This is a genomic window from Parahoeflea alexandrii, from assembly GCF_027214025.1.
Taxonomy (GTDB): Bacteria; Pseudomonadota; Alphaproteobacteria; order Rhizobiales; family Rhizobiaceae; genus Hoeflea; species Hoeflea alexandrii_A.
Genome location: NZ_JAPWHB010000001.1, coordinates 885,394 through 910,833 on the forward strand (window position 1 = coordinate 885,394; position 25,440 = coordinate 910,833).

Genomic DNA, 25,440 nt, shown 5'->3' on the forward strand with positions numbered 1-25,440 from the left:
GGGATACCGTGGAAGAGGATTTCAGCTTCAGGCACGCCGATGCAGGCGAAGCTATGAACACTTTACCCGTCGAACCGGGTTATTCCACGCATCGGACTTCAACCCGCCGGTTCATGGACCGGCCGGCTTCATCGTCATTGCTGGCGATCGGCTCCTCCTCGCCATGACCCGATGCCGAGATCCTCGAAGGATCGAGGCCCCGCGCAACCAGTGCGGCGACAACGGCTTCGGCCCGCCGGCGCGACAGGTCGCGATTGTAGTCAGCAGCCCCCTCGCTCGAGGAGTGGCCGATGATCTGGATCGTTGCTCCGCTCTCCCGGTGCAGACCGTCATGCATTGCATTGAGGATCGGGGCGGACTGCTGGCGGATATGGTCAGAATCAAAATCAAAGCCGATACCGTGTACAACCGCTCCGCATCCGAGCGTAGCCGGCTCCGCGGGCAGGCAGACCGGTTCTGATTTCGACGCTTCCCCGTCATAGGGCTTGAACGGCGCTCCGTTGGTCGAGCGCAATCCGCGCAATGATCCGTCCTCGGCCGCCACGACGATGAATTGCGACAGAACGCCCGCAGCATTCTTGCCCAGCGCCCGCAGCACGTTGCCTTCAACTGTACCTGTCAGCAGACTTGTCTTGTCATAGCACCCGGTAACCGAGGCGCCGTCCTGGGCCAGTTCGATGGCGACGCCGCGCCCCTTCCAGACACCATTAAACCCTTTCGAGAGCTCCCGGACCTGCTGCGTGCCGTTGCCGATAAGTTCGGAGAATTCAAAATAGGTCTTGTCCCGCTCGACATTGATCCCGTCGCGGAGCCTCAGGCTGATCCAGAGCACTTCAGGCTGATCGGCAGCGAGCGTCAGCTCCGTCTCCAAGCCGCGTTCGGCATGGGTGGCTAACTGCGCCGATGCGAGGAGTGTATAGGGGCCTTCGACCGATTCCACTGCACCCAGAACCTCGACATGCTTGAAGAAGGTCTGCGACGGGCTCGGGGTTTCGGTTACATTGGGAATGGCAAACCGGTCGAACCGCGTGGGAGCGGGCAAGGCATAGACAATCTCGACGACATCGGACGGCGTACCGGGTTTCGGGGTCAGAATGTGGCTGCCGGCGTTGCCATCAATCACGCCAATCGCATCGGAAATTTTCATCCCCAACAAGGCATCTCCGGTATTGATCGAGACCGGGAGGACACCGTGCGCAAAAGTGACGAGATCATTCCGGGTCGAATCCTGCGCATGCACGGACTGAATGGAAAAAACTGCAAGCAACACAGCGGCCAAAGTCCGAGAGAATGCAAGTTCTATTGGCATCTATTGGTCCAAGCTTGTCTTGTTGTGGAGCTGTTGGACTTCAAACTAACCCAGGCAAGACGGGCCGCGCAAGCAAGTCCCGTCTAGCGGGCCTGAAATGAGCGGAACGATACCGTTGGCAGACTTCAAGGCGGCCTGTGAACCCGACCGGCTTTCTGACGGCTACCTGACAATCACCAGCCGCTCGGCGGCCCGGGTGATTGCGGTGTAGAGCCAACGTTCGCGGCTGTCGCGGAAAGCGAAGCTTTCGTCGAAGAGGACGACCGAGTTCCACTGCGAGCCCTGGGCCTTGTGGACGGTGAGCGCGTAACCGTAGTCGAAATCGTCGTAGCGCTTTTTCGTCTGCCAGGGCACCTCGAGATCGGGATCGTCAAAGGCGCTTTTCAAAAGCTTGATCTTGGCCGAGCCGCGGTCCATGTCGTCGTCCTCGGGCCGGACCAGCAGGTTGATGCCGGGCTTGACGGTTTCCTTGGACGAGGTCATCACCTGCCAGAGCGAGCCGTTGAGCAGGCCCTTGGCGGGGTCGTTCCTGAGGCAGACCAGCTTGTCGCCGGCCTGCGGATAGGTCTGGTCAAAGCCCTTCAATTCGCGCAGGCGCTGGTTGTAGCGGCGGCGGGTGCGGTTGATACCGACCAGCACCTGGTCGGCCTCGAGCACCATGTCGCGGTCAACCTCATTCTTGCCGATGACCTGGGCGGTGCCGTAGTCGCCATGCATGATCTCGCGGCCCTCGCGCACCTGCATGGCCAGATCGATGATCGGGTTGTCGCGGGCCTGGCGGTGGATCTCGGTCAAGAGGATGTCGGGCTCATGCTCGGTGAAGAAGCCGCCGCCGGAGATCGGCGGCAACTGGCCGGGGTCGCCGAGCACCAGGATCGGCGTGCCAAAGCTCATCAGGTCCTTGCCCAGCGCCTCGTCGACCATCGAGCATTCGTCGATAATGATCAGGGCTGCCTGCGCCAAAGGGCTCTGCCGGTTGAGCGAGAACAGCGGCGAGACCGTGGTCTTGCCGGTCTCCTCGTCGGAGACCTCCTCCTCGCCCTTCGGCCGGTAGATCAGCGAATGGATGGTGCGGGCGTTCTTGGCGCCGCGGGCGCGCAGCACCTGCGCCGCCTTGCCGGTGAAGGCGGCAAACAGCACCTCGCCGTCGACATGTTCGGCAAAATATTTGGCCAGCGTGGTCTTGCCGGTGCCGGCATAGCCGAACAGCCGGAAGATCGGGGTGCGGCCATCCTTGAGCCAGCGCGAGACGGCTTTGAGCGCCTCATCCTGTTGGGGTGAAAACTTCATGCTTTCTCATGGCAGATTCGGGAAGGCTAAGCGACCCGGCAAATGCCGGTGTGAGGCAGACGGAGACCGGCGGTCAGAGGATCGATTCCAGATCGTGCTTGCCGAGCGTCTGCAGGAAGGCGAGCTTGGCCTGGCCGAGCGCGCCCTTGAGGCCGCAGCGCGGCAGGAACGAGCACTGTTCGTCGCCGAAGCAGCCGGCGATGTTGAAATCGGGCTCCATGTGCAGTGCCACCGCCCTGAGATTGATGTCGCGCGCGGGCTTGGCCAGCCGCAGGCCGCCGTTGCGGCCGCGCACGGTTGAGACAAAGCCGCCGGCGGTGAGGTTCTGCGCGACCTTCATCAGATGATGTTTCGACACGGAAAACTCGCGGGCCAGATCGTCGACCGATTGCACCTGGTCGGGGGCACGCGCCAACGCCATCAGCACGCGAAACGCGTAATCGGTGTGCAGGGTCAGGCGCATGGACAACCTCGATAGTGGTATTTCGTATATTGCATTTTGGCTTGCAAGCGAATAGTGGTAAATCAAATACCAGAAAAGAGGTCGTCATGAAAACATTGCTCTGGCTGTTTCTGCTCCCGGGAGATCTGGTCCGCCAGAAGCTCGGGATCACCGTTGAACAGGATGGTGGCCTGATCCGCTCTTTCGTCAACATGTGTGTCTGGGGAGCGGTCACCTTGCTGATCGCACTGAAATATTATGGCTGACAAGCCCGCGCCGATCGTCATCACGGCCCGTGCCGGCCAGCCGCGGACGCCGGCGGTGGAGATCTCGCCGCGCGAGATCGGCCTGCTGGTCGACCGGTTTTACGGCGATATCCGCGCCCATCCGCGACTCGGACCGCTGTTCGAGGAGCGGCTGGCGGGCAAATGGGACGTGCATCTCGACCGGATGAACCGCTTCTGGCGCTCGGTGCTGTTGCACTCGGGCGAATATTCCGGGCAACCGGTGGTCAAGCACAACGCATTGCCGGACCTTGAGGAAGACGATTTCCGGCTGTGGCTGGACTTGTTCGAACAGACGACCGCGACCTTGTTTGCACCGCCCACCGCCGCGCCGATCGTCGTGATCGCCCGCCGCATCGCCCGCAGCCTGTGGCTGGCGCGGTTCGGCACGCCCTTCAGCCAGACGCCCACCTGGCTCGCCTGAACCCCAGGATCCCGCGAAGGCTCCGGCCAGGCACTCTGACGGTCAACCGACGGCCAGATCCGCGGCGGAGGAGGCCCCGCCCTTGCCCTCCGGATTGACCACCACCACCGGCAGACTGGCCTTGGCGGCGACGTCATCCGCCGTGAGCGTGACCTCGATGCGGCCGGGCCCCTTGTATGCGCTCGCCCGATCCCCGGCGCCAACGGTTACCCTGGCCTTGGAGTCGAAGTTCTTGCCAATCACGACCAGCGCCAGATCAGCGTCCTTCACAGCCTTCTTTCCCGGCTCAAGCTTGTCGATCACGGGTGATCTAGCCGCGGGCTGCGGCTTGTCGCTGGTGCTGAACACCGACTGGAACACTTCCTCGAGCTTGTCGGAGGCCTCCTTGGCAAACATGCCGGCGAGTGCGGCCAACGCGGCAAACCCGAACGGATTGGCCGTCTGCATGACCTGGTCGCTGTTGCCGACGGAGGCTGTGAACAGCCCGCCGCGGATCACCAGGTAGAGAAACAGCGCCAGCCCCATGCCGATCGGCAGCCGCATCACGTACCACCAGTTCCAGTCCGGATCGTAGCGCTTCAAACCGCGAAAGGTGGCATAGGCGCGGGCGGCGAAGACCGAGCTGCCAAGCGCACCCGAGACCAGCACGATGGCGAGCAACCGGGCCTCGATTCCGAAGCTGTCGGAGAAGGTCCAGATGCTGCAGAGCCTGGTTGCCGCATCCGCCGCCGGCGCGCCGGAGGCCGCTGCCGCTGCAAGCGTTTTCGGATCGACCGGACAGGCCGAAGGCCAGATCAGGACCAGAAGCAGGGTCAGGCCCAAAGTCGAAACGAGCAGGTATATCCCGAGAAGCAAACCGTTCCCCCGAGACGTGGCCGCAGCCCCTGAAACACCGCCATTTGCCTGATTGTCGCCGTCGTCAGCCTGCTGCATCTTCCCCTCCACAAATTGAAGCAAGTATATGCCAACACAAAACGCCGTAACATCATAATACAAATCGGGCGCAACCGCCATGTATGCTTGGGGCGGGATTGTGCAGACCCTCAATCAGTCAGAATTGTCCGCGTGCCGCGGTCAGCGTCCACCGTATATCAGCGTTCGCCCACTTTCAGCGCGTACCGTGCAGGGGATCGTTTTCAAGCCGGATCGGCTGGCCGTGCGGGGTGGCGTGAGCGGCGCGCTGCCAGGAGGCGGAGAGGGCTTCGACCAGTTCCGGACCGGCGACGCCCTTTTCCCGCAAAAGCGCCTCGAGCGCCGCCAGCCAATGTGCGTAGTAATCGCTGCCATCGGCTGCAGCGCCGGGGCTTGCGACTTCTCTCGACAGGGCCGCGGCCCATTCGGTCCAGGTGAACAGCCCGCGCTCGTTGAGCGCCACCGCCAGCGCAAAGGCCTGCGCCTGCCAGGGCTCGGCAAAGACGGGTGCATCGGGGCCGGCGCCGGGGGGCAGTTGAAACGGCAGTCCGGAAGCCGTGGCGGGATCAGGCGCGCTCAAGATAGCTCTCCCAGGCGTCAATCGACACGGTGAGCGCCGGATCGCCCCCCTGCCCCCAGAGTTCACGTCCGTCGAAACAGACGGTGTAGACATGCTGCGGCGCCTCGCCCTTGCCATGGGCATTGGTGTCGGGAAAGACGAAGCCCTCGCGCACCGCCTCGATGACGCCCGACTTGCCGCGGGCATAGCGCGGCAGCCGGGTATGGCCTGACGGATGTTCATTGATGGTGCGAACCCGGTCCCCGACCGCAAATTTCGGCGCCGCCTCGACCTCGCGGTTGCAGGGGCCGCCGCGGGCGAGCACTCCGGCGACATCGCCTGGATGCAGCACGCGCTGGGGTGTGACGCCGGGCCAGATCTTGTGGCCGGCCGCAAGCTCGTCGGCGGAGACGAAGCCGTGACGCTCGAGCAGGATTTCGAGCGCCCGGATCCAGATTTCGTAGTAGCTCGCCGAATAATAGGTCGCCGGATGCAGGCTCTCGCGGGCATGGCGGCTTTCATCGATGGTCCAGGCGCCGAGCGTTCCGGATGCCAGCGTGACGCCGAGCGCGCGGCGCTCCCAATCGGCGTGGAAGACCGGCTCGTCGATTTCCGGCGCGACCGGGCCGAAGCCCATCTGCCCGCCGAGATCGTGCGGGCCGTTCATGTCGCGGCTCCTGAAACGTCCTGCGGTGGCCAGAGTGCATCGGGCGACAGCGAGCCGGGACGGAGTGGCAGGCCGGTGCCGATCATCGAGTCGCGGGTGACCAATCTCGCCAGCTCGTCTTCGCTCAGGCCGTCGGTTTCCACCGGGCGCATCGGCACCACCATGTAGCGCAGCTCGGCGGTGGAATCCCAGACCCTGATGCGCGTGTCCTCGGGCAGTTTTAGGCCGAACTCGGCCAGCACTCCGCGCGGATTGATCACCGCCTGGCTGCGGTAGGGCGGCGCCTTGTACCAGACAGGCGGGACGCCGAGCACCGTCCAGGGATAACAGGAGCACAGCGTGCAGACGATGAGATTGTGGGTGTCAGGCGTGTTGAACACCGCCTGCATGTGCTCGCCCTGGCGGCCGGTGTAGCCGAGCGAGGCGATAGCCGCTGTGGCGTCCCGGGCGAGCCACTCGGCGAACTCCGGATCGGTCCAGGCCTTTGCCACCACCCGGGCGCCGTTGCGCGGGCCGACCTTGTGCTCGTAGGTCTCGACAATGGCGTCGATGGCGGCCGGGTCGATCAGACCCTTCTCGGTGAGGATCGTCTCGAGCGCCTTGACGCGGGCTGCGAACGGATCGAGCTCGTTGTCGTGGTGGTGATCGTGCGGATGGTCGTGATCGTGCGTGTGATGGTCGTGGGTCATGGCATGAACCTAGCTTGCGGCAAGGGGCTCGGCAATATCGCCGTGCCTGATGCCACGGATCTGTATCCCCGAGGGCCGATCCGCTAGGTTTGGCCATGGACATTCTGATTCTGGGCGGCACCGGCTTCATCGGCGCGGCGATCTTGCAGAGGCTGATCGCCGATGGCCATTGCGTCACGGGGCTCGGACGCGACACAAGCCAGGCCACGCACCGCTTTCCGGGCGCTCGTTTCGTGCACGCAGATCTTGCCAGGATGTCCGCGTCCACGGACTGGACGGAGCTCGTGGCGGACCACGCGCTCATCGTCAATTGCGCAGGCGCCCTGCAGGACGGTCCGCGCGACGATCTTGCCGCCGTGCAGCAGCGGGCGATGCTGGCGCTCTACCAAGCAGCCCGGGCTGCCGGCGGGCGGCGGATCGTGCAGATTTCCGCACACACCGGGGGGGGCGGCGGCACCGATCTGCCGTTTCTGGCCACCAAGCGGCGCGCCGACGAGGCGCTGAAAGCCTCCGGGCTTGAGCATGTGATCCTGCGCCCGGCGCTGGTGGTCGGTCGCAACGCCTATGGCGGCACGGCGCTCATCAGGGCGCTCGCAGGCTTTCCCGGCTTCATTCCCGCCATCCATTCGGGCAGCCGGGTCGAGACCGTGGCGCTCGACGATGTGGCGGAAGCGGTGGTCCGCGCCGTAGACGGCCGCCTGCCCTCGGGCAGCGACATCGCGCTTGCCGCCCCCGACGCGGCAACGCTCGGTGAGGTGCTGGCGCTGCACCGGGCCTGGCTCGGGCTTGGCCCCGCCCGCATCGTTTCCGTGCCTGCGTTTTTGGCCCGGCCGGTAACGGCGCTGGCCGATATAGCCGGCCGGCTCGGCTGGCGCTCGCCGCTGCGGTCGACAGCGATGCAGGTAATGGAAGGCGGGGTCGAGGCCGGGAGCGCCGCGCCCGTCCCGTTCCCCCTGCGCTCGCTCGCGCAGACGCTTGGCGACAACCCGTCGGGCGCCCAGGACCTGTGGTTTGCGCGGCTCTATTTGCTCAAGACGCCGGTGCTGCTCACCTTGTCGGCCTTCTGGCTGCTGTCGGGCCTGATCCCGCTGCTTTCGACTGAAACAGCCGCAACGCATTTCCTGCCGCTCCTCTCCCCGCCCGCCGCTTACGCCGCCACACTCGCCACCTGCGCGCTCGATGTCGGGCTGGGTCTGGCCGTGCTCTGGCGGCGCTGGGCGCGACCGGCGCTGTGGGCCATGCTCGCGGTCAGCCTGGCCTATCTGGCGAGCGCCAGCCTCGTAGAGCCCGGCCTGTGGCTCGATCCGCTCGGACCGCTGGTCAAGGTCTTGCCGTCAATGCTGCTCACACTGGTGGCACTCGCCACACTGGAGAACCGCTGATGACTGTCTATGAACTGGTGCTCGTAGTGCACGTTCTCGGCGCCATCGTGCTGCTCGGCACCGGCGCGGGTATCGCCTTCTTCATGGTAATGGCGGTAAGGACCCGCGAGCCTGCCCTGATTGCCCATGTGGCGGGCACCGTTGTCATCGCCGACTCGCTGTTCACGGCGACGGCGGCGATTCTGCAGCCGGTCACCGGGCTGATTCTGGTCCGAATTTCGGGCTGGGAGCTCTCGGAGGCGTGGATCGCACTGTCGATCGCCCTCTACGTGTTCACCGGGCTGTTCTGGCTGCCGGTGGTTTGGATCCAGATCCGGCTCAGGGATATAGCCCGCGGCGCGGAAGAGGCCGGAAGCGCGCTGCCCCACCGGTTCGACCGGCTCTACCGGATCTGGTTCGCCGCAGGCTTTCCGGCCTTCTTCGCAGTTCTCGGCATCGTCTGGCTGATGCTCACCAAGCCGGGGATCGGATTCTGAGACCGGTGTCCGTGCGCTACCGCAGCATCGGCCAGAGGCTCAGGACCAGAAGCACGGCCATGGTAATGTTGAACCATTTGAGCCGGACCGGATCGGACAACCAGGATCTCAGCGCCGAGCCGAAGCCGGCCCAGATCGAGACGCTGGGGAAATTGGTGAGCGTGAAGGCAAGTCCGACGAGCAGCACGGTGACGTTGTGGTTGGCCGGATTGGTGTAGACCGCCATGGCGGTCACCGCCATCACCCAGGCTTTCGGATTGACCCACTGGAACGCCGCCGCCTGCATGAGCGTCATAGGAGAGGCGCCCACCCTGCCGTCGGGCAGCGCCCGCGAACTGCCGATCTTCCAGGCGATGTAGACGAGATAGGCGCCGCCGGCGAATTTGAGCCCGGTGTAGAGGCCCGGCGAGGTTTCCAGCAGCGCGCCGAGGCCGAAGCCGACACCGAGCAGCAGCGAAAAGAAGCCGACGCCGATGCCGACCATGTGCGGCACGGTGCGGCGGATGCCGAAATTCACGCCCGAGGCGAACAGCATCATGTTGTTCGGCCCCGGCGTCACGGAGGTGACGAAGGCGAAAACAATGAGTGACAGAAAGGTTTCCAGAGCCATGGCTGTTCCTGCCGGCGGAATGCCGGCTCCTGCTTGATAAATGAGCTTGCGGGCGAGACAAGCAAATTGTCGTCATGCCCACATTCGCAGATGTGATGGAAGCCGCACAATGGGGCGAAGGGCGGGACGACGCCGAACGAGAGATTCCGTGTGATCCCCGGCGGTCCCTACCTGAGCATCGGCCAGAGGCTCGCCACCAACAGAAGCGCCATGGTGATGTTGAACCATTTCAGCCGCACCGGATCAGCCAGCCAGGACCTGAGCGCCGAGCCAAAACCGGCCCAGGCGGTGACGCAGGGTATGGTGGCGATGGCAAAGGCAAGGAAGATCAGCATCACCGTCCGGGCGTAATGGTCGGGATCGGTGTAGATTCCCATGGCGGTGACCAGCATCACCCATGCCTTCGGATTGACCCACTGGAACGCCGCCGCCTCGAAAAAGGTCATCGGGCGCGCACCAGCCTTGGCCTCGGGCAGCGTGTCGGATCTGGCGATCCGCCAGGCAATGTAGACGAGGTAGCTGCCGCCCAGGACCTTGAGCACCAGGTAGAGGGCTGGGAAGGCGGCCAGCAGCGCACCAAGCCCGAAGCCAATCCCCAGAACGAGAAGCAGGAAGCCGGTCCCGATGCCGAACATATGCGGCACGGTGTTGCGGAAGCCGAAATTCACGCCCGAGCTGAAAAGCATCATGGTGTTTGGTCCCGGCGTGCCTGCGGCGACAAACGCGAAGGCGATCAGCGTCAGGAAGGTTTCGAGTGCCATGTTCTTTCCCTCCGGATACGGGCCAGCCTATGCTTGATAGCCGAGCGGGGAAACGAGACAATCAAAAAAAGCTGATCCGACCGTTTGATAATATTGATAGAACAGGCCGAAGGAGACCGTCATGACCCAGCCGATGCCTCAGGTTCATTTTGCGGACGGGACTCCGGTCCCTGCCCTCGGGCTCGGGACATGGCATATGGGCGAAAGCCGCAAGGAGGCCGCCGCGGAGATCCGCGCGCTGCAGGCCGGCATCGACTGCGGCATGACGCTGATCGACACGGCGGAGATGTATGCGAATGGCGGCGCGGAAAGCGTCACCGGCGAAGCGATCAAAGGGCGTCGCGACGAGGTGTTCATCGTCTCCAAGGTGCTGCCGTCCAACGCCAGTCACAAGGGCACGATCACGGCCTGCGAAGCGAGCCTCAAGCGGCTTGGAACCGACCGGATCGATCTCTACCTGCTGCACTGGCCCGGCCGGCATCCGCTCAGGGAAACCGTGGCGGCCTTCGAGGAGCTGCGCGCTTCCGGCAAGATCGTCCGATGGGGCGTCTCCAATTTCGACACGCTCGCCATGAGGCAATTGTCCGCCGTTCCCGGCGGCGAGAACTGCGCCGCCAATCAGGTGCTTTACAACCTGTCGACGCGGGGCACCGAGTTCGATCTGCAGCCGTGGATGGCGGAGCAGTCGATGCCGCTGATGGCCTATTCGCCGCTCGACGAAGGCCGGCTGATGCGGCACCCGGGACTGGGCAAAATGGCCAAGACCATCGGCGTCACGCCGGCGCAGCTGGCGCTGGCCTTCCTGCTCGGACGCGAGAACGTGATTTCCATCCCGAAGTCATCGAGCCCCGAACGGGTCATGGAAAACCGCGCCAGCGCCGATATCGAACTCACCCGGGATCAGACAGCCGAACTCGACCGCCTGTTCCCGCCGCCGCGCTCACGCGAGCCGCTGGCGATAATTTGAGGCCAGCGCCCCGAGCATCGTGGTCGATGCGGCATCCCTGCCCGCCAAACGCCAGAAGCCGCCGGAGACACATGATCTCCAGCGGCCGTAACCGGGGTCTGCAAGTACGGCGGCACTACCAGTTGAGGCATTTCTCCAGCAACGCCGCATCCGGATGGGTGGCGTTGGGACCGAACTCGGCATAGCAGCCAGCGGTCCAGGCATGGGCGGTATTGTCACGCACGCCATTGTTCGCAATCGGGCTGGGGGCGATCTTCATCTGCGTGCCTGTCGATGGAGCCGGCTTGGATGGGGCACGGGTCTGGGCGCTGGCGGTACCGGCGGCGGCAAGCATGATACCCAGTGATATGGCGGTGGCAGTCAGGATGATCTTTTTCATGGCGTGTTCCTCTCTCTTGATTGTCGCGTTGTTGCGATGATCCGGTTCTAGAGAGGTTCGGCTGAACAGTTCCGGAATGCCATGTTCATCTGGCGTTAACCATGTTTTCGGGGTTTGAGATCCTGACCAGGCAAGGCCGGGGGCAGCCGCAGATTATCGCTTTGATGCACGATCGGTGCCGGCGACACCGCTTGGCGATGCCGCCACAAGCCGGCGTGATGTCACATGCCCTGCGGACCGCGGTTCATGGCGGCGATGCCGGTGCGGCAGATCTCGACGAGGCCGAGCGGGCGCATGATCGAGATGAACTGTTCGATCTTGGAGACGCGGCCGGTGATCTCGAAGATGAAATGCTCGGTGTTGGCGTCGATCACCTGGGCGCGGAAGGCGTCGGCGAGCCGGAGCGCTTCGACCCGGTTGTCGCCGGTGCCCGTCACCTTGACCAGCGCCAGCTCGCGCTCGAGCGGCTTGTCATGGCCAAGCTCGGCGGAGCGCACGGTCAGGTCCACCACCCGGTGCACCGGCACGATGCGCTCGAGCTGCGACTTGATCTGCTCGAGCACGTTGGGCCTGGCGGTGGTGACGATGGTGATGCGCGACAGATGCGCCTCGTGCTCGGTTTCCGAGACCGTCAGGCTCTCGATGTTGTAGCCGCGGCCCGAGAACAGGCCGATGACCCGGGCAAGCACGCCCGGTTCGTTGTCGACCAGTACCGATAGCGTGTGGGTTTCCGGACGGGCGGTTTCGGCGGTCATGAAGTAGGCCGAACCGGTGGGTTGATGCTGAGCGTTCATGTATTCGGTTCCTGTAACGGGCGCGGCTCAGACGAGCGCGCGGCCCTTTGCATCGATGGCGTTGGCGACGGCTTCGTCGGAGGCTTCGTCGGGCAGCAGCATGTCGTTGTGCGCCTTGCCCGAGGGGATCATCGGGAAGCAGTTGGCGAGTGCCGCCACGCGGCAGTCGAAGATCACCGGCCCCTTGGTGTCGATCATCTTCATGATCGCATCGTCGAGATCGGCGGGCTTGTCGCAGCGGATGCCGGTGGCGCCATAGGCCTCGGCCAGCTTGACGAAATCGGGCATCGATTCCGTGTAGGAATGCGACAGCCGGTTGCCGTGCAGCAGCTGCTGCCACTGCCGAACCATTCCCATATACTGGTTGTTCAGGATGAAAATCTTGACCGGCAGCTCATACTGGACCGCACAGGACATTTCCTGGATGCACATCTGGATCGAGGCATCGCCCGCAATGTCGATGACAAGGCTGTCGCGGTGCGCGACCTGAACGCCGATTGCCGCGGGGAAGCCGTAGCCCATGGTGCCGAGCCCGCCCGAGGTCATCCAGCGGTTGGGTTCCTCGAAGCCGTAGAACTGGGCCGCCCACATCTGGTGCTGGCCGACTTCGGTGGTGATGAACGTGTCGCGATCCTTGGTCAGCTCATAGAGCCGCTGGATGGCGTATTGCGGCATGATCACGTCCGGATTGGACGAATAGGCCAGCGAATTGCGGGTCTTCCAATTGGCAATCCGGGTCCACCAGTCGGCGAGCTGCGATCGGTCCGTCTTCTTCGAGGCACGCCACAGCCGCACCATGTCCTCGAGCACATGGCCGACATCGCCCAGGATGCCGATATCGGTGCGGACGATCTTGTTGATCGAGGACGGATCGATGTCGATGTGGATCTTCTTCGAGTTCGGCGAAAACGCATCGAGGCGGCCGGTGATACGGTCGTCGAAGCGGGCGCCGATGCAGACCATGACATCGCAATCATGCATCGCCATGTTGGCCTCATAGGTGCCGTGCATGCCGAGCATGCCCATCCAGTTCTTGCCCGAGGCCGGGTAAGCGCCCAGACCCATCAGGGTCGAAGTGATCGGGAAACCGGTCAATTCGACCAGTTCGCGCAGCAACTGGCTCGCTTCGCGGCCGGAATTGATGACGCCGCCGCCCGAATAGATGATCGGACGCTTGGCGGTCGCCATCAGCTCGATGGCCGCGCGGATCTTGTCGAGATCGCCCGAGACCTTGGGCTGGTAGCTCTTCTGCTCGATCACCGGCGACGGCGGGGTGTAGATGCCGGTGGCGAACTGGACATCCTTGGGGATGTCGACGACGACAGGACCGGGACGGCCGGTGGTGGCGATGCGGAAGGCCTCATGGATGATGCGCGAAAGCTGGTTGACGTCCTTGACCAACCAGTTGTGCTTGGTGCAGGGCCGGGTGATGCCGACAGTGTCGCATTCCTGGAAGGCGTCGGAACCGATCAGCGAGGTCGGAACCTGGCCGCTGAGGCAGACGATGGGGATCGAATCCATCAGCGCGTCCTGGAGTGCCGTGACCACGTTGGTGGCGCCCGGCCCGGAGGTGACGAGAACGACACCCGGCTTGCCGGTGGAACGGGCATAGCCCTCGGCCATGTGGCCGGCGCCCTGCTCGTGGCGCACCAGAATGTGCTCAACATCCTCCTGCTGATGCAGTTCGTCATAGATCGGCAGAACCGCTCCGCCGGGATACCCGAAAATATGCTCGACGCCGTTGTCTTTCAGCGCCTGCAGAACCATTTCTGCGCCTGTCATTTCCATTTGCTTGCCGGCCATATCGCCTGACCCCTTGTTCAGTCTGTTTGTCGGGCTCAATAGCCCGGTTTAAGCCATAAAAAAAGGCCCCCGGAGGAGCCTGTGTTTCGCGCATGGGAGCTTTCGCCGGGTGGCTACGCCACCCTGCCCATGCGCGGTCCTACCACGAGAATGTTCGCGATCTTGTTCATGCTTTACCTCGTACCGCCTCGCAAACCCCGCGTCAATTGATAATTTGTCAGAAAACCGGTGCCAAAACCCTCCGTTCCCGGGAGGCCGCAACTCCCCATTAACCGGGCGATGCGATAGTGGCGGCAATGAACAGTGAACAGAGCACAGACAACAAAATCACATCACCGGCTTCGGACGAGGAGGACGGGCGCGCGCGCCGTGGCACCTACCCGGCCGGAAACCGGCTGATGGGCCGTGTGGTTGGCTGCTCCGGCTCCAAGGCGACGGTCAGCGCGATTGCCGGCAAGGACGGCAATGGTCTGGCCGAGCTATGGTCGGTGGGACGGCTGATCTCGATCAGCGTCGGCGACAACCGGGTGGTGGCGCTTGTCTGCTCGATGGAGACCGCAACCACCGCATGGTCTGAATCCGACGAAAACATCATGCACATCGATGTCGAGCTGGTTGGCGAGATCCGTACCGGCGTGAGCGGAAAGCCCGAATTCAGCGCCGGCATCACCCAGTATCCCTATCTCGGCGCGGTGGCCCACCGCATGCGCTCCTCGGATCTCGCGATCATCTACGACCCGGGCGTCAGCGACACGGCGGTGATCGGCAAGCTGACCCAGGACACCTCGCTGGGCGCGCTCATTCACATTCCGTCGCTTTTGTCGCGGCACTTCGCCGTTGTCGGCACCACCGGCGTGGGTAAGACCACGGCGGTGACGCTGCTGCTCAACAAGGCGCTGATCGCCGACCCCTCGCTCAGGGTGCTCATTCTCGATCCGCACAACGAGTTCGCGGCAGCCTTTCCCAACAAGTCGGTGGTCATCGACACCGATACACTGGACTTGCCGTTCTGGCTGTTCAAGCTCGAGGAATTCACCGAAGTGCTGTTCCGGGGGCGGCCGGCGATCGCCGAAGAGATCGACGTGCTGCGCGACCTGATCCCGGAAGCCAAGCGGATGTTCAAGGGTACCACCGACACAACGCTGATCCGCCGCGGGCCGGAAAAATCGTCGCTGACGGCGGATACGCCGGTTCCCTACCGCGTGGCCGACCTGCTGGCATTGATCGACGAGCGCATCGGCAAGCTGGAAGGCCGGGCGGAAAAGCCGCACCTGCGGTCGCTCAAGGTGAGGATCCAGGCCGCGATCAACGATCCGCGTTATGAATTCATGTTCTCATCGAACACGATCCACGACACCATCCTGACCACCATCAGCCACATCTTCCGGATTCCCGGAGAAGGCAAGCCGGTGACCACGTTCCAGCTGGCGGGCATCCCGTCCGAGGTGGTCAACTCCGTGGCTTCCATCCTGTGCCGCATGGCTTTCGAAATCGCGCTGTGGAGCGCGGGCGGCGTGCGGATTCTGGTGGTCTGCGAGGAAGCTCACCGCTACGTGCCGGCCGATCCGAAGCTCGGTTTCTTCCCGACGCGCCAGGCGATTTCGCGTATCGCCAAGGAGGGCCGCAAATACGGCGTCAGCCTCGGCGTGATCACCCAGCGCCCGGGCGAACTCGACCCGACCATCCTGTCGCAGTGCTCGACCGTGTTCGCCATGCGGCTGTCCAACGACCGCGACCAGGACATCATCCGGTCTGCCATTCCCGATTCGTCGGCCTCGACAATGAGCTTCCTGTCATCGATCGGCAACGGCGAAGCCATTGCCTTTGGCGAAGCGGTGGCAGTGCCGATGCGCATGGTGTTCGAACGGGTCTCGGAGGCGGTACTGCCGCGCGCCAATTCGGGTCTGCAGCCGGTTCACCGGGGCGATCCGAACACTGTCGACCTGGGCAAGATCGTCATGCGGATGCGCCATATCGATGAAACCGCCAAGACCTTTGCGCCTGCAGCAGAGCCGGCCCGGCCGCAGCCGGGCTCGTTCAGGCCGCAAATGCCATCGATCGATCCGACCGAGGAATTCGGCGCCGCAGCGCCAATGCGCCGCGCCACCGATGGCTTTCCCGGTGCAACGACACCGGATCAGGCCTATGCCGGTCATGCCGCCGACCGGGGCACGGACTACCGTCCGGCCGCTCCGGCAGCACACAGCGCCGACAGGAACCCGGAATACCGTCCGGCTGCACCGCGTCCCGAACTCAATTCACTCCGTTCCAGCCTGTTGAAAAAGCCGCTCTCCTCACTGCTCAAGGACTGACGCCACGCGTCTCCCCTGCCCGGGCAGATTTAGGCGCACACAAGGTCGAGCAGCCGGGCTTTCCATGGTCCGAACCCGATTGCCTCCCGGCAATCGCCTCAGGCCCTGTCGCGATGCGTTTTGAGATGTCAGCCTGTCAGGCGGCGCAAACGCGATTGCGGCCCTTGCGCTTGGCTTCGTAGAGCTGCTTGTCGGCGCGGCGGTAGAGTTCCTCGCCGCTCTCGGCACCATCCCAGATCGCCAGACCGGCACTGACCGTGACCTTCAGCGTCACGTTGCCGTTGACGATCCTGAGCTCGGAAACAGCCTGACGGATGCGGTCGGACAGGCTGTAGAGCTGGCTTTCGGTGATGTTGGGCGACAGGATCGCGAATTCCTCGCCTCCAAGGCGGGCGAGAACATCGTGATAACGGGTGAAAACCTTCAGGCACTCGGCGACCTGGCGCAGGACCTCGTCGCCGACATCGTGGCCATGGGTGTCGTTGACCTTCTTGAAATGATCGAGATCGAGGATGACCATGCCGATCGGCTTCTTGATCTGTCCGAACGCAACCAGATATTCGGCCAGTGCCTCGTCGAAATAGCGGCGGTTGTACATGCCGGTCAGACCGTCGGTGACGGCCGCGTGCTCCAGCGTCAGGGAGCGAACCGACAGGGATTCGGTCATGCGCTGGAACTTGCCGCGCTCGCGCAGGCTGCGCGACATGATCGGCAGCACCAGCAGGCAGCCGCATGCCACCGACAGGGCTGCCAGGACAGCGCTCATGAAAGCAAAGCTCGCGGCAGTTTCCACGCCGCCGACCACGACCCCGCCCGTCGCGGCGGAGTAGGCCGCCCACGAGAAGAGCCCGCCGATGGCGACGAGCACTGTCAGCAGAAGAAAGAACAGTTCAGCCTTGTGAAAACGCATTGTCCCAACAGATACCAGCAATCGTGGTGCAAAGATTAGCGTGAACCCCTTATGTTTCGTTTAACGAAGAGCCGGGCGGAGCAAGGGGGAGAACTATTTTTGCCTTACGGCACCATTCTTTCCCATTCGTCGCCGAGCTGATTGCGGAACCAGGTCATCTGGCGCTTGGCGTATTGCCTTGTGGCGGTGCTTGCCAGTTCGACGGCCCGCTCAAGCGAATGAAGGCCGGCGAGATAATCGGCGAGCTGGCTCACGCCAATGGCCTTCATCGCCGGATGCTGGGGCGGTATGCCGAGCCCTATCAAGTGCCTGACCTCATCGAGCGCGCCCTCGTCGACCATCCGGCCAAAGCGCTGATTGATCCGCGCATGCAACAGCGGCCTTTCAGGTTCGAGCACGATGCAGCGGGCGCTGAGCGGATCGACGATTTTCGCGCCGCCGCGTCCCTGGAACTCGATGATCGACCTGCCGGTGGTGCGGACCACCTCAAGCGCGCGCAGGATGCGTTGCCGGTCGGCCGGACGAAGCCGCTCCCCCATGGCGGGATCGAGCCTGGCAAGCTCGACATGCAGCGCCTCGACCCCTTCCGTTTCCAGCCGGGCGCGCAGTTCGTTGCGGATGGGGTCGGGAATGGCCGGCATGTCGGACAGGCCGCCGGTGAGCGCGCGGAAATAGAGCCCGGTGCCGCCGACGATCACCGGAAGAGCGCCGCGCGCCCGGATGGCGGCAATCGCCTCGGTGGCCTGATCCAGCCAGATGCCGGTGGAATAGGCGGTATCGGGCGGCACGTGGCCGTAGAGATGGTGCGGCACCTCGGCGAGATCGGCGGCATCGGGGCGCGCGGTCAGCCGGTCGAGCACCCCGTAGACCTGCATCGAATCCGCGTTGACGATCTCGCCGCCGAGTTCGCGCGCCATCTCGACCGCCAGCGCGGACTTGCCGCTGGCGGTCGGCCCGGCTATCAGAAGCGCCGAGAGATCCTGTCGCTGGAGTTTGTGTTCCATGGCCCTCGTTGCCACGCTTGTCGCCAATCCGTCAAATCCTGTTCTTGCGCCGGCGCTCGGCGAAGCCGCGTTCAACGCCGTTGACGGCGCCGGTCTCTACTGGCTTGCCGATGGTATTGCCTGCGACATAGCGCTCAAGGATGGCGTGGCGGCGGAACGCGCGCTCGGCCAGATCAGGGCCGTGATCGGCGACCTGCCGGTCGACGCCGCAGTGCAGATCGCCGAGACCCGGCGCAAGAAGATCCTGATCGCCGACATGGATTCGACCATGATCGGCCAGGAGTGCATCGACGAGCTGGCCGCCGAAGTCGGGCTCAAGGACAAGGTCTCGGACATCACCGCGCGGGCGATGAACGGCGAGATCGCGTTCGAGCCGGCGCTGAGGGAGCGGGTGGCCCTGCTCAAGGGCCTGCCCGTCGAGGTGATCGCCCAGGTGATCGACAGCCGCATCACGCTGACGCCGGGCGGCCGCGAACTGGTCGCAACCATGCGCGCCAACGGCCATTACACGGCGCTCGTTTCGGGCGGTTTCACCTCGTTCACCTCCGTCGTCGCGGCCATGATCGGCTTTGACGAAAACCGCGCCAATATTCTCGAAAGCGAGAACGGCGTGCTCTCGGGCGCGGTGCGCGAACCGATTCTCGGCAAGCAGGCCAAGGTCGACGCGCTGGAGGAGATTGCCGCCCGGCTCGATCTCGACCCGTCCGATGCCATCGCGGTCGGCGACGGAGCCAATGATCTCGGCATGCTCTCGCGCGCCGGCTCCGGCGTGGCGCTGCACGCCAAGCCATCGGTGGCGGCGCAGGCCGATATCCGCATCGATCACGGCGACCTGACGGCGCTGCTCTACCTGCAGGGCTACCGGCGAACCGATTTCGTCACCTCATGATGCCGCTCAGGACAGAGCGCCTGATCCTGCGCAACTGGGAAGAGCGCGACCGGGAGCTGTTTCACCGGATCAATTCCGACGAGCGGGTGATGGAGTTCTTCGTCATGCGGCGAAATCGCGCGGAATCGGATGCGATGATGGACTGGATCGCCGCCGGGATAGACCGCAACGGCTTCGGATTTGCCGCGGTCGAACTTGCCGAAAGCGGAGACGTCGCGGGATTTTGCGGGCTGCACCTCACCAACGGCATCCCCGGCGTGGCCGACGGCAGCATTGAAATCGGCTGGAGGTTTGCACCGCAATTCTGGGGCAAGGGCATCGCCACCGAAGCCGCGCGGGCCTGGCGCGATTTCGGTTTCGACGATCTTGGCCTCGAGCGGATCATCAGCTTCGCCGTTGCCGGCAATCATCGCTCGACCGCAGTGATGCGGCGGATCGGCATGACGGCCCGGCCGGAGCTCTATTTCGACCATCCGAATGTGCCGGACACCCATCCGGAGCTCATCCGGCATGTGCTTTACGAGATGCTGCCGGGCGATCCGCGCCGCTAATGCCCCTACCCCCGGCCCGGCGGTTCATCGGCCAAGAACCGGTGCCGGTCCGGAGAGTGTTCTGGATGCCGCTGCGGCGCGCGACATCCGTCTCAGCCGGCCTTGGAGACCGCCGTCAGCCGGGCGACGTTCTTCAAATGAGCGACGGCGGATGTTCCGCCGGTGGTCTTGGTCATCAGATCCAGCGATTGATCATCGTCGTCAGTGACCGGCGTCAGGGCCTGATCCATGTACTCCATGGCGCCGTCCCGACGCGAAAGCTTGCGCGCAACGAGCGCAAGGTGAACGATCTTGCCGATGATCTGCGCGTTCTTGTTGAGCGTCTGCCAGGCGAAGCGCGGCCAGAAGACGATCGGGTTTTCACGTGGCAGCCCGGGGCGGCGTTCTGAGGGATGCATCAGTCTGAACAGGCCTGTCTGCAGCGGGTGAATGTTTTCCAGCGGCACGGCGGTGGCGAAAGTGACCAGCAGCTTGACCACGCTGTGCAGCGGGACGCCGGTCGCAATCGCACGCCTGAGCAATGTCCGCATATGTTCGGGCGTGTAGTACAGCGACCACGCCTCGCGGTAGACGTCTTCCCACTCCTGCTTGCTCATGTTCGGATGCTGCATGCAGACGTGCTCGACATCGTAGATGTTCAGGTCCGGGTCCATCTCCCCGCCGGCCTTCCACAGCACCTGGTGATCTTCCGATCCCGGCAGCGGCGTCAGGCAGAAGAACTCGACGATGTCGAGCGGCAGCTCGTTCTGGATGATGGCGATGTCGCGACGGATCGTTTCCGGAGTGTCGGCGGGAAAGCCCAGGATGTACCCGGCAATGGTGATGATGCCCTGCGCCTTCCAGGCCAGCAGCATGCGCCGGTATTCGGTGATCTTGTTCTGGCGCTTCTTGGCGGCGGCAAGATTGTCCGGATTGACGTTCTCGAGCCCGATGAAGACACGGGTGACGCCGGCGCGCTTCGCCTTCTCGACGAAATTCTCGATCTTGTGGCACAGCGTGTCGACCTGGATCATCAGGCCAAGCGGAATGCCGTCCTTCTCGCGCAACTCGATCAGGCGGTCAAAGATGGCCTCCCAGTCCCGGTTGCGGGCAAAATTGTCATCGGTGATGAAGAACTTGTGGATGCCCTGCGCCCAGTTCATCCGCACCAGCTTTTCCACGTCATCGGCCGAGCGGAAGCGTGACTTGCGTCCCTGGACATTGATGATCGTGCAGAAGGAGCACTGGTAGGGACAGCCTCGCCCGGCATCGAAGCTGGTGCTCAATCCCAGCGTATGCTCGACATATTGCTTGGGCAGGAACGGCACGGGGGTGCCGCCGATATTGGGCAGGTCGTTCAAGAAATTGTACACCGGCTCGAGCTTACCCGCCGCCGCGTCGCGCAGCACCATGTCGAGGCGGCCTTCGGCCTCGCCGGCGAACATGGAAACTCCCATGTCCCGGCACTGGTCCAGATCCACGGCCTTGCCGTCGAGCATGGCGAGGCACCCTGAAACGTGAAACCCGCCCATCATGACAGGCAATCCGGCCAGACGAAACGGACGGGCAATATCGAGGGCGCGCGGATACTGGTTCGACTGAACGCCAACGAGGGCTATGAGCCCGAAATTGCCGTTCTGTTCAAACCGTCTCAGCAGCTTTGGAATGTCGATGCGGGTGTTGGACTCGTCGATCGCTGTAATGTCGATGGCGACACCGGGACCAAGCACCTCGCGTGCCGCACAATCGCCGGCAATGCCGTAGACCGCGGCCAGCGAGTTCGACGGGATCATCGATCTCCACCAGCGAATGACATAGCCATCATCGTCGTAGTGGGAGGGCTTGATCAGGACGAGTTGAAACCGCCTGCTCTCAACGCCGCTTGGATCGGTCATGACACAGCTTTCACTCCAGAGGCATTCCAGAAGTACCTGTTCTGGGTAGCACGAAACAAAACCGCGTGTCACGTCCGGCGCCGGGAAGCATCGGCAACCGACCGGATGGAAGAACACGCGGAATAGTCTTCTGTTTCGGCCATTTACGATCACCCTTTTACACAGGACCGGGTGATTTCAACGCGAAACGAGAGCCGGATCCGCAGTTTCCGCGTCAGCAAGCTCTTGCACTTGTCGGGAAATGGATGGGCGTTCATGCAGGCAGACATAAAAAAGGCGGCTCAGGAGCCGCCTTTTCAGTCTATCGCGCGGTTTGTCAGTCCATACGGACGGTGACGAACCTGAGTTCGCCGGTCCGCCCGGCCAGCATCAACAGCGCGTTGCGGCGGCCGTCCTGCCTCAGCGCTGCGATGCGTTCTTCCACATCCTGCGGCGTCATGACCGCTTCCTGGGCGATCTCGACGATGACATCGCCGGGCATGATGCGCTTTTCGGCAGCGGCGGAGTCGGGGTCGACATCAGTTATCACCACGCCTTCGACATCATCGGTGATGGCGAATTCCTGGCGGCCCTCGTCGGTCAGTTCCGCCAGCGTCATGCCAAGCACCGTGACGGTCTCGATCGTATCGGGCAGGTTCGTCGTGCCATCGTTGCCATCCGTATCAGTGCCGGCCTGCTGCTCGCTGTCCTCGAGCCGTCCTAGGGTCACCTTGACGGTCTGCTCCTCGCCCTTGCGGATGACGACGACGTCGACCGCCTTGCCGACCGGGCTTTCGGCGACAACGCGCGGCAGGTCGCGCATGTTGTCGACGTCCTTGCCGTCGAAGCGGACGATCACGTCGCCGGGTTCGATCGACCCGTCATCGACAGGGCCGCCGCGAATGACGCCCGCCACCAACGCCCCTTTGGTCTCGGTCATGCCGAGGCTCTCGGCAATCTCGTCGGTGACCGGCTGGATCCGCACACCGAGCCAGCCGCGGCGGGTTTCGCCGAACTCGCGAAGCTGGTCGATGACATTGACGGCAAGCTCGGTCGGCACGGCAAAGCCGATGCCGATCGATCCGCCCGACGGCGAAATGATCGCCGTGTTGATGCCGATGACCTCGCCGTTCATGTTGAACAGCGGGCCGCCGGAATTGCCGCGGTTGATGGCCGCGTCGGTCTGGATGAAATTGTCGTAGGGGCCGGAATTGATGTCGCGGCCGCGCGCCGAGATGATGCCGACGGTGACCGTGCCGCCAAGGCCGAACGGATTGCCGATCGCCATCACCCAGTCGCCGATCCGCATCTTGTCGGACTGGCCCCAGGGGACCTCGGTGAGCGGCTTGACCGGCTCGACCTTGAGCACGGCGAGATCGGTCTTGGTATCGGCGCCGACCAGTTCCGCCTTCAGCTTGGAGCCGTCGGCGAAATTGACTTCGATATCGTCGGCGCCGTCAATAACGTGATTGTTGGTGACGATGATGCCTTCGGCGGCATCGATGACGAAACCAGACCCGAGCGACGAAACCTTGCGGTTGCGCGGACCCTCACCCTGACGGTCCTTGAAGAACTCGTCGAAAAAATCCTGGAAAGGCGAGCCGTCCGGCGCCTGCATGCGCGGCTGCGTCCGGCCGTCGCCGCCAACGTTTTGCGAGGTGGAGATATTGACCACCGCATCGAGCAGCCCCTCGGCAAGGTCGGCCACCGATGCAGGACCGTTGTTTGACTGCGCATGGGCCGGCAGCATGGCGGGCGAGGCCAGCAGCATGGCCGCAGCGAACGCCATCCGGACCGAGCGTAAGCGAATAGTTCTCATCAAGACCGTCTCCCTGAACGACATTCATTGTTCGGCATTGTGCACCAAATATGGCGCGTGTCCGGCACATCCAGACCCGACCCGCCAACGGCGCCGGCGAGCCGCTTATAGATGCCGCGCCAGATAGACCAGGCCAACGCCGATCGCCAGTGCGGCAACGCCGAAAACTCTCAGATACTCATCGCCCAGCTTGGGCAGTTCTTCCGCCATGCGGCGGATAAAGGAAGGGGCCAGCGCATAGGCCAGCCCCTCCACTACAAGCACAAGTCCGACCGCCAGAAAGAACATGCTCACCGGCGGTCACCCGTTCATCAGTTGGCCGGTGCGGCCGGAGCCGTCGCCGGAGCGGCGGCAGCGGCACCCGCGGCATTGTTGAAATAGCGGAAGAACTCCGAGGTGGGCGACAGCACCATGGTGGTGCCGGAATTCGCCAGCGCCTGGCTGTAGGCGTTCATCGACCGGTAGAACTCGAAGAATTCCGAGTCGCGCGAGAACGCCTCGGCGAAGATCCGGTTGCGCTCGCCGTCGCCTTCGCCTCGGATGATTTCCGCGTCGCGGGCGGCTTCGGAGACGATCTCGACGACCTGACGGTCGGCGATGGCGCGAATGCGCTGGGCCGCCTCGTTACCGCGGGCCCGGATCAGTTCGGCTTCGGCCAGACGTTCGGCCTTCATCCGTTCGAAGGTCTGCTGCGAGACTTCCTGCGTCAGGTCGGTGCGGCGGATGCGGACATCGTCGACGCGCAGACCGAGCGATTCGGCTTCGGGACGAAGCTGGTCGCGGACTTCGCGCATCATCGAGGTGCGCTCGTCCGACAGCGCCGATTCAAAGCCGCGCAGACCGTAAACGGTACGCAGGGCGGAGTTCAGACGGGTGCGGAGCCGGGATTCGGCAGCCACACGGTCGCCGGAGACGGTTTCACGGAAGCGACGCGCATCGGTGATCTTGTAGAGAACGAAGGCGTCGACCTCGTAGAACTTGCCGCCCGAGACCTGGACACGGATGTCGTCGAGATCAAGCCGCAGGGCGCGGTCCTCGACATATTGCACCGTGTCGGCGTCGATGAAGGCAAACGGCAGCTTGAAGTAGAGGCCGGGCTCAGTCTTGACGCTCTGGATCTCACCGAAGCGGACGACGATTGCCTGTTCGCGCTCGTTGACGACAAAGATCGACGACCAGACGACGAAGGCGATAACGGCCAGCAGGCCGCCGATAAGGGGAAGACGGTTAGCCATTAGTTGTTGCCTCCTGCATTCTTGCGGACTTCCGGCAGGGGCAGATAGGGCACGACGCCTGCGCCGCCTCCATTCTGTTCGATGATGACCTTGTCGGATCCGCCGAGAACCTTCTCGAGGGTTTCGAGGTAGAGGCGCGAGCGGGTGACGTCCGGCGCCTTGGCATATTCCTCGTAGACCGACAGGAAGCGGCCGGCTTCACCGGTCGCTTCATTGACGACGCGATCCTTGTAGGCGGACGCCTCTTCGCGAAGCTGGGCGCCCTCACCTCGGGCCTGACCGAGTTTCTGGTTGGCGTACTGGTTGGCTTCTTCGACGAAGCGGTCTTCGTCCTGCTCGGCGCGCTGCACCTCGTCAAACGCGTCAGCCACTTCGCGCGGCGGTGCCGCATCCTCGATGGCAACCTGGTTGACGACAATGCCGGACGGGAAGCTGTCCATCACCGTCTGGATGATGGTCTGCACCTCGGAAGCGATCACTTCACGATTGTCGCGGAAAATGTCCTGGGCGGGCCTGCGGCCGACCACTTCGCGCATGGCGCTTTCAGCGACCTGGCGCAGCGTGTCTTCCGGACGGGCGAGGTTGAACAGGAATGCTGCCGGATCCTGGACCGAATAGAGCAGCTTGAACTCGACATCGACGATGTTCTGGTCGCCCGACAGCATCAGGCCGTCGCTGGAGCCGGTGCGGGACGAGCCACCGGTGCTCATTTCGCGCTCGACGATGGTTGCCATCTCGACGGTTTCGAACGGCCAGAAGACCATGTGCAGGCCCGGCTGGGAAATCTCGTCCTTGGGCTTGCCGAAGCGCAGCTCGACGCCGCGCTCGTCCGGCTGGACCGTGTAGACGGACTGCATCAGCCAGAGACCGACGAGGCCCAGGGCAACGAGGCCGACGATCAGCTTCGAACTTCCCGAACCCGGGCCACCGCCGCCGCCGGGAAGCACCTGGCGCAGCTTGTCCTGGCCACGCCGGATCAGTTCTTCAAGATCGGGCGGATTGCCACCGCCGCGCGGCGGCTGCGGGCCCTTGCCCCACGGACCCTGATTGTTGCCACCGCCATTGCCGCCGCCGCCCCATGGGCCGCCGCCTCCTCCGTTTTGATTGCTCCAGGGCATC

At 63.7% G+C, this 25,440-nt stretch carries 27 protein-coding genes; 8 read left to right on the forward strand and 19 right to left on the reverse strand.

The annotated features are described in order from the left end of the window. Positions 1–79: 79 nt before the first annotated feature. The 3 genes from O4H62_RS04375 to O4H62_RS04385 form a co-directional block, all read right to left on the reverse strand. On the reverse strand, positions 80–1,147 hold the full coding sequence (locus O4H62_RS04375; protein WP_269385893.1) for an OmpA family protein: 1,068 nt from the start codon (positions 1,145–1,147) through the stop codon (positions 80–82). A gap of 324 nt (positions 1,148–1,471) precedes the next feature. Continuing rightward, entirely contained in the window at positions 1,472–2,599 is a 1,128-nt protein-coding gene (locus O4H62_RS04380; RefSeq protein WP_269385894.1) for an ATP-dependent DNA helicase, read from the reverse strand. Between the two features lie 73 nt (positions 2,600–2,672). Continuing rightward, positions 2,673–3,062, reverse strand: a complete 390-nt coding sequence (locus O4H62_RS04385; RefSeq protein WP_269385895.1) for an RrF2 family transcriptional regulator — start codon at positions 3,060–3,062, stop codon at positions 2,673–2,675. Positions 3,063–3,148: 86 nt separating this feature from the next. Between O4H62_RS04385 and O4H62_RS04390 the strand changes: the two genes are divergently transcribed. After that, the gene (locus tag O4H62_RS04390; protein WP_269385896.1) at positions 3,149–3,307 is read left to right on the forward strand and encodes a hypothetical protein; all 159 of its coding nucleotides are present in this window, start codon (positions 3,149–3,151) and stop codon (positions 3,305–3,307) included. Next, complete coding sequence (locus O4H62_RS04395; protein WP_269385897.1) at positions 3,300–3,749, forward strand: group III truncated hemoglobin; 450 nt, start codon at positions 3,300–3,302, stop codon at positions 3,747–3,749. Before O4H62_RS04390 ends, O4H62_RS04395 begins: the two co-directional genes overlap by 8 nt. A gap of 42 nt (positions 3,750–3,791) precedes the next feature. On the opposite strand, the gene O4H62_RS04400 is transcribed toward O4H62_RS04395, so the two are convergent. The 4 genes from O4H62_RS04400 to nthA all read right to left on the reverse strand — a co-directional run bounded on the left by O4H62_RS04400 (position 3,792) and on the right by nthA (position 6,576). Further along, on the reverse strand, positions 3,792–4,682 hold the full coding sequence (locus O4H62_RS04400) for a hypothetical protein (RefSeq protein WP_269385898.1): 891 nt from the start codon (positions 4,680–4,682) through the stop codon (positions 3,792–3,794). Positions 4,683–4,857: 175 nt separating this feature from the next. Then, a complete protein-coding gene (locus O4H62_RS04405; protein WP_269385899.1) occupies positions 4,858–5,241 on the reverse strand; it encodes a nitrile hydratase accessory protein in 384 nt (127 codons plus the stop codon). Beyond that, positions 5,228–5,887: a nitrile hydratase subunit beta gene (gene nthB, locus O4H62_RS04410; protein WP_269385900.1), complete on the reverse strand. Its 660-nt coding sequence runs from the start codon at positions 5,885–5,887 to the stop codon at positions 5,228–5,230. The genes O4H62_RS04405 and nthB overlap by 14 nt, the downstream gene beginning before the upstream one ends. Next, entirely contained in the window at positions 5,884–6,576 is a 693-nt protein-coding gene (gene nthA / locus O4H62_RS04415; RefSeq protein WP_269385901.1) for a nitrile hydratase subunit alpha, read from the reverse strand. Before nthA ends, nthB begins: the two co-directional genes overlap by 4 nt. Before the next feature lie 95 nt (positions 6,577–6,671). On the opposite strand from nthA, the gene O4H62_RS04420 reads away from it, so the two are divergent. Both O4H62_RS04420 and O4H62_RS04425 read left to right on the forward strand, forming a co-directional pair. Then, on the forward strand, positions 6,672–7,958 hold the full coding sequence (locus O4H62_RS04420; RefSeq protein WP_269385903.1) for an SDR family oxidoreductase: 1,287 nt from the start codon (positions 6,672–6,674) through the stop codon (positions 7,956–7,958). Then, entirely contained in the window at positions 7,958–8,434 is a 477-nt protein-coding gene (locus tag O4H62_RS04425) for a DUF2269 family protein (protein WP_269385904.1), read from the forward strand. Before O4H62_RS04420 ends, O4H62_RS04425 begins: the two co-directional genes overlap by 1 nt. A gap of 16 nt (positions 8,435–8,450) precedes the next feature. Here the strand turns inward: O4H62_RS04425 and O4H62_RS04430 are convergent, their stop codons facing one another. Together O4H62_RS04430 and O4H62_RS04435 are read right to left on the reverse strand one after the other, a co-directional pair. Then, the gene (locus tag O4H62_RS04430; protein ID WP_269385905.1) at positions 8,451–9,044 is read right to left on the reverse strand and encodes a LysE family translocator; all 594 of its coding nucleotides are present in this window, start codon (positions 9,042–9,044) and stop codon (positions 8,451–8,453) included. Between the two features lie 167 nt (positions 9,045–9,211). Further along, a complete protein-coding gene (locus O4H62_RS04435; RefSeq protein WP_269385906.1) occupies positions 9,212–9,805 on the reverse strand; it encodes a LysE family translocator in 594 nt (197 codons plus the stop codon). Between the two features lie 121 nt (positions 9,806–9,926). On the opposite strand from O4H62_RS04435, the gene O4H62_RS04440 reads away from it, so the two are divergent. Continuing rightward, entirely contained in the window at positions 9,927–10,772 is an 846-nt protein-coding gene (locus O4H62_RS04440; RefSeq protein WP_269385907.1) for an aldo/keto reductase, read from the forward strand. 115 nt (positions 10,773–10,887) lie between these two features. On the opposite strand, the gene O4H62_RS04445 is transcribed toward O4H62_RS04440, so the two are convergent. From O4H62_RS04445 to O4H62_RS04455, 3 genes are all read right to left on the reverse strand, one after another. Beyond that, positions 10,888–11,151 carry a hypothetical protein gene (locus tag O4H62_RS04445; protein ID WP_269385908.1) on the reverse strand — a complete coding sequence of 88 codons (264 nt, stop codon included), beginning with the start codon at positions 11,149–11,151 and terminating at the stop codon, positions 10,888–10,890. 221 nt (positions 11,152–11,372) lie between these two features. After that, a complete protein-coding gene (ilvN, locus tag O4H62_RS04450; protein ID WP_269385909.1) occupies positions 11,373–11,945 on the reverse strand; it encodes an acetolactate synthase small subunit in 573 nt (190 codons plus the stop codon). Positions 11,946–11,972: 27 nt separating this feature from the next. Next, positions 11,973–13,748 carry an acetolactate synthase 3 large subunit gene (locus O4H62_RS04455; RefSeq protein WP_269385910.1) on the reverse strand — a complete coding sequence of 592 codons (1,776 nt, stop codon included), beginning with the start codon at positions 13,746–13,748 and terminating at the stop codon, positions 11,973–11,975. Positions 13,749–14,146: 398 nt separating this feature from the next. Between O4H62_RS04455 and O4H62_RS04460 the strand changes: the two genes are divergently transcribed. After that, entirely contained in the window at positions 14,147–16,060 is a 1,914-nt protein-coding gene (locus tag O4H62_RS04460; RefSeq protein WP_269385912.1) for an ATP-binding protein, read from the forward strand. 136 nt (positions 16,061–16,196) lie between these two features. Here O4H62_RS04460 and O4H62_RS04465 read toward each other — a convergent pair whose 3' ends face one another. Both O4H62_RS04465 and miaA read right to left on the reverse strand, forming a co-directional pair. Beyond that, positions 16,197–16,970: a GGDEF domain-containing protein gene (locus O4H62_RS04465; protein ID WP_269385913.1), complete on the reverse strand. Its 774-nt coding sequence runs from the start codon at positions 16,968–16,970 to the stop codon at positions 16,197–16,199. A gap of 104 nt (positions 16,971–17,074) precedes the next feature. After that, the gene (miaA, locus tag O4H62_RS04470) at positions 17,075–17,974 is read right to left on the reverse strand and encodes a tRNA (adenosine(37)-N6)-dimethylallyltransferase MiaA (protein ID WP_269385915.1); all 900 of its coding nucleotides are present in this window, start codon (positions 17,972–17,974) and stop codon (positions 17,075–17,077) included. On the opposite strand from miaA, the gene serB reads away from it, so the two are divergent. Both serB and O4H62_RS04480 read left to right on the forward strand, forming a co-directional pair. Next, the gene (gene serB, locus O4H62_RS04475; RefSeq protein ID WP_269385917.1) at positions 17,973–18,863 is read left to right on the forward strand and encodes a phosphoserine phosphatase SerB; all 891 of its coding nucleotides are present in this window, start codon (positions 17,973–17,975) and stop codon (positions 18,861–18,863) included. The two genes, miaA and serB, sit on opposite strands and share 2 nt — an antisense overlap. Then, positions 18,860–19,414 (forward strand): GNAT family N-acetyltransferase, encoded by a 555-nt coding sequence (locus O4H62_RS04480; RefSeq protein WP_269385918.1) that lies wholly within the window; start codon positions 18,860–18,862, stop codon positions 19,412–19,414. Before serB ends, O4H62_RS04480 begins: the two co-directional genes overlap by 4 nt. Before the next feature lie 92 nt (positions 19,415–19,506). Here the strand turns inward: O4H62_RS04480 and O4H62_RS04485 are convergent, their stop codons facing one another. From O4H62_RS04485 to hflK, 5 genes are all read right to left on the reverse strand, one after another. Next, positions 19,507–21,288, reverse strand: a complete 1,782-nt coding sequence (locus O4H62_RS04485; protein WP_269385920.1) for a B12-binding domain-containing radical SAM protein — start codon at positions 21,286–21,288, stop codon at positions 19,507–19,509. Between the two features lie 316 nt (positions 21,289–21,604). After that, entirely contained in the window at positions 21,605–23,086 is a 1,482-nt protein-coding gene (locus O4H62_RS04490) for a DegQ family serine endoprotease (protein WP_430538372.1), read from the reverse strand. A 105-nt stretch (positions 23,087–23,191) separates the two neighbouring features. Further along, positions 23,192–23,380, reverse strand: coding sequence for a DUF2065 domain-containing protein (locus tag O4H62_RS04495; RefSeq protein WP_269385921.1), 189 nt, complete (start codon positions 23,378–23,380; stop codon positions 23,192–23,194). A gap of 17 nt (positions 23,381–23,397) precedes the next feature. Then, complete coding sequence (hflC, locus tag O4H62_RS04500; protein ID WP_269385923.1) at positions 23,398–24,321, reverse strand: protease modulator HflC; 924 nt, start codon at positions 24,319–24,321, stop codon at positions 23,398–23,400. Continuing rightward, positions 24,321–25,439: an FtsH protease activity modulator HflK gene (gene hflK / locus O4H62_RS04505; protein WP_269385925.1), complete on the reverse strand. Its 1,119-nt coding sequence runs from the start codon at positions 25,437–25,439 to the stop codon at positions 24,321–24,323. Before hflK ends, hflC begins: the two co-directional genes overlap by 1 nt. Position 25,440 lies beyond the last annotated feature (1 nt).

Bases quoted from the DNA above. Each gene is read 5' to 3' on its own strand.
- O4H62_RS04375 (WP_269385893.1), bottom strand. From the start codon at position 1,147: ATGAAAATTTCCGATGCGATTGGCGTGATTGATGGCAACGCCGGCAGC.
- O4H62_RS04380 (WP_269385894.1), bottom strand. From the start codon at position 2,599: ATGAAGTTTTCACCCCAACAGGATGAGGCGCTCAAAGCCGTCTCGCGC.
- O4H62_RS04385 (WP_269385895.1), bottom strand. From the start codon at position 3,062: ATGCGCCTGACCCTGCACACCGATTACGCGTTTCGCGTGCTGATGGCG.
- O4H62_RS04390 (WP_269385896.1), top strand. From the start codon at position 3,149: ATGAAAACATTGCTCTGGCTGTTTCTGCTCCCGGGAGATCTGGTCCGC.
- O4H62_RS04395 (WP_269385897.1), top strand. From the start codon at position 3,300: ATGGCTGACAAGCCCGCGCCGATCGTCATCACGGCCCGTGCCGGCCAG.
- O4H62_RS04400 (WP_269385898.1), bottom strand. From the start codon at position 4,682: ATGCAGCAGGCTGACGACGGCGACAATCAGGCAAATGGCGGTGTTTCA.
- nthB (WP_269385900.1), bottom strand. From the start codon at position 5,887: ATGAACGGCCCGCACGATCTCGGCGGGCAGATGGGCTTCGGCCCGGTC.
- nthA (WP_269385901.1), bottom strand. From the start codon at position 6,576: ATGACCCACGACCATCACACGCACGATCACGACCATCCGCACGATCAC.
- O4H62_RS04420 (WP_269385903.1), top strand. From the start codon at position 6,672: ATGGACATTCTGATTCTGGGCGGCACCGGCTTCATCGGCGCGGCGATC.
- O4H62_RS04425 (WP_269385904.1), top strand. From the start codon at position 7,958: ATGACTGTCTATGAACTGGTGCTCGTAGTGCACGTTCTCGGCGCCATC.
- O4H62_RS04430 (WP_269385905.1), bottom strand. From the start codon at position 9,044: ATGGCTCTGGAAACCTTTCTGTCACTCATTGTTTTCGCCTTCGTCACC.
- O4H62_RS04435 (WP_269385906.1), bottom strand. From the start codon at position 9,805: ATGGCACTCGAAACCTTCCTGACGCTGATCGCCTTCGCGTTTGTCGCC.
- O4H62_RS04440 (WP_269385907.1), top strand. From the start codon at position 9,927: ATGACCCAGCCGATGCCTCAGGTTCATTTTGCGGACGGGACTCCGGTC.
- O4H62_RS04445 (WP_269385908.1), bottom strand. From the start codon at position 11,151: ATGAAAAAGATCATCCTGACTGCCACCGCCATATCACTGGGTATCATG.
- ilvN (WP_269385909.1), bottom strand. From the start codon at position 11,945: ATGAACGCTCAGCATCAACCCACCGGTTCGGCCTACTTCATGACCGCC.
- O4H62_RS04455 (WP_269385910.1), bottom strand. From the start codon at position 13,748: ATGGCCGGCAAGCAAATGGAAATGACAGGCGCAGAAATGGTTCTGCAG.
- O4H62_RS04460 (WP_269385912.1), top strand. From the start codon at position 14,147: ATGGGCCGTGTGGTTGGCTGCTCCGGCTCCAAGGCGACGGTCAGCGCG.
- O4H62_RS04465 (WP_269385913.1), bottom strand. From the start codon at position 16,970: ATGCGTTTTCACAAGGCTGAACTGTTCTTTCTTCTGCTGACAGTGCTC.
- serB (WP_269385917.1), top strand. From the start codon at position 17,973: ATGGCCCTCGTTGCCACGCTTGTCGCCAATCCGTCAAATCCTGTTCTT.
- miaA (WP_269385915.1), bottom strand. From the start codon at position 17,974: ATGGAACACAAACTCCAGCGACAGGATCTCTCGGCGCTTCTGATAGCC.
- O4H62_RS04480 (WP_269385918.1), top strand. From the start codon at position 18,860: ATGATGCCGCTCAGGACAGAGCGCCTGATCCTGCGCAACTGGGAAGAG.
- O4H62_RS04485 (WP_269385920.1), bottom strand. From the start codon at position 21,288: ATGACCGATCCAAGCGGCGTTGAGAGCAGGCGGTTTCAACTCGTCCTG.
- O4H62_RS04490 (WP_430538372.1), bottom strand. From the start codon at position 23,086: ATGAGAACTATTCGCTTACGCTCGGTCCGGATGGCGTTCGCTGCGGCC.
- hflC (WP_269385923.1), bottom strand. From the start codon at position 24,321: ATGGCTAACCGTCTTCCCCTTATCGGCGGCCTGCTGGCCGTTATCGCC.
- hflK (WP_269385925.1), bottom strand. From the start codon at position 25,439: ATGCCCTGGAGCAATCAAAACGGAGGAGGCGGCGGCCCATGGGGCGGC.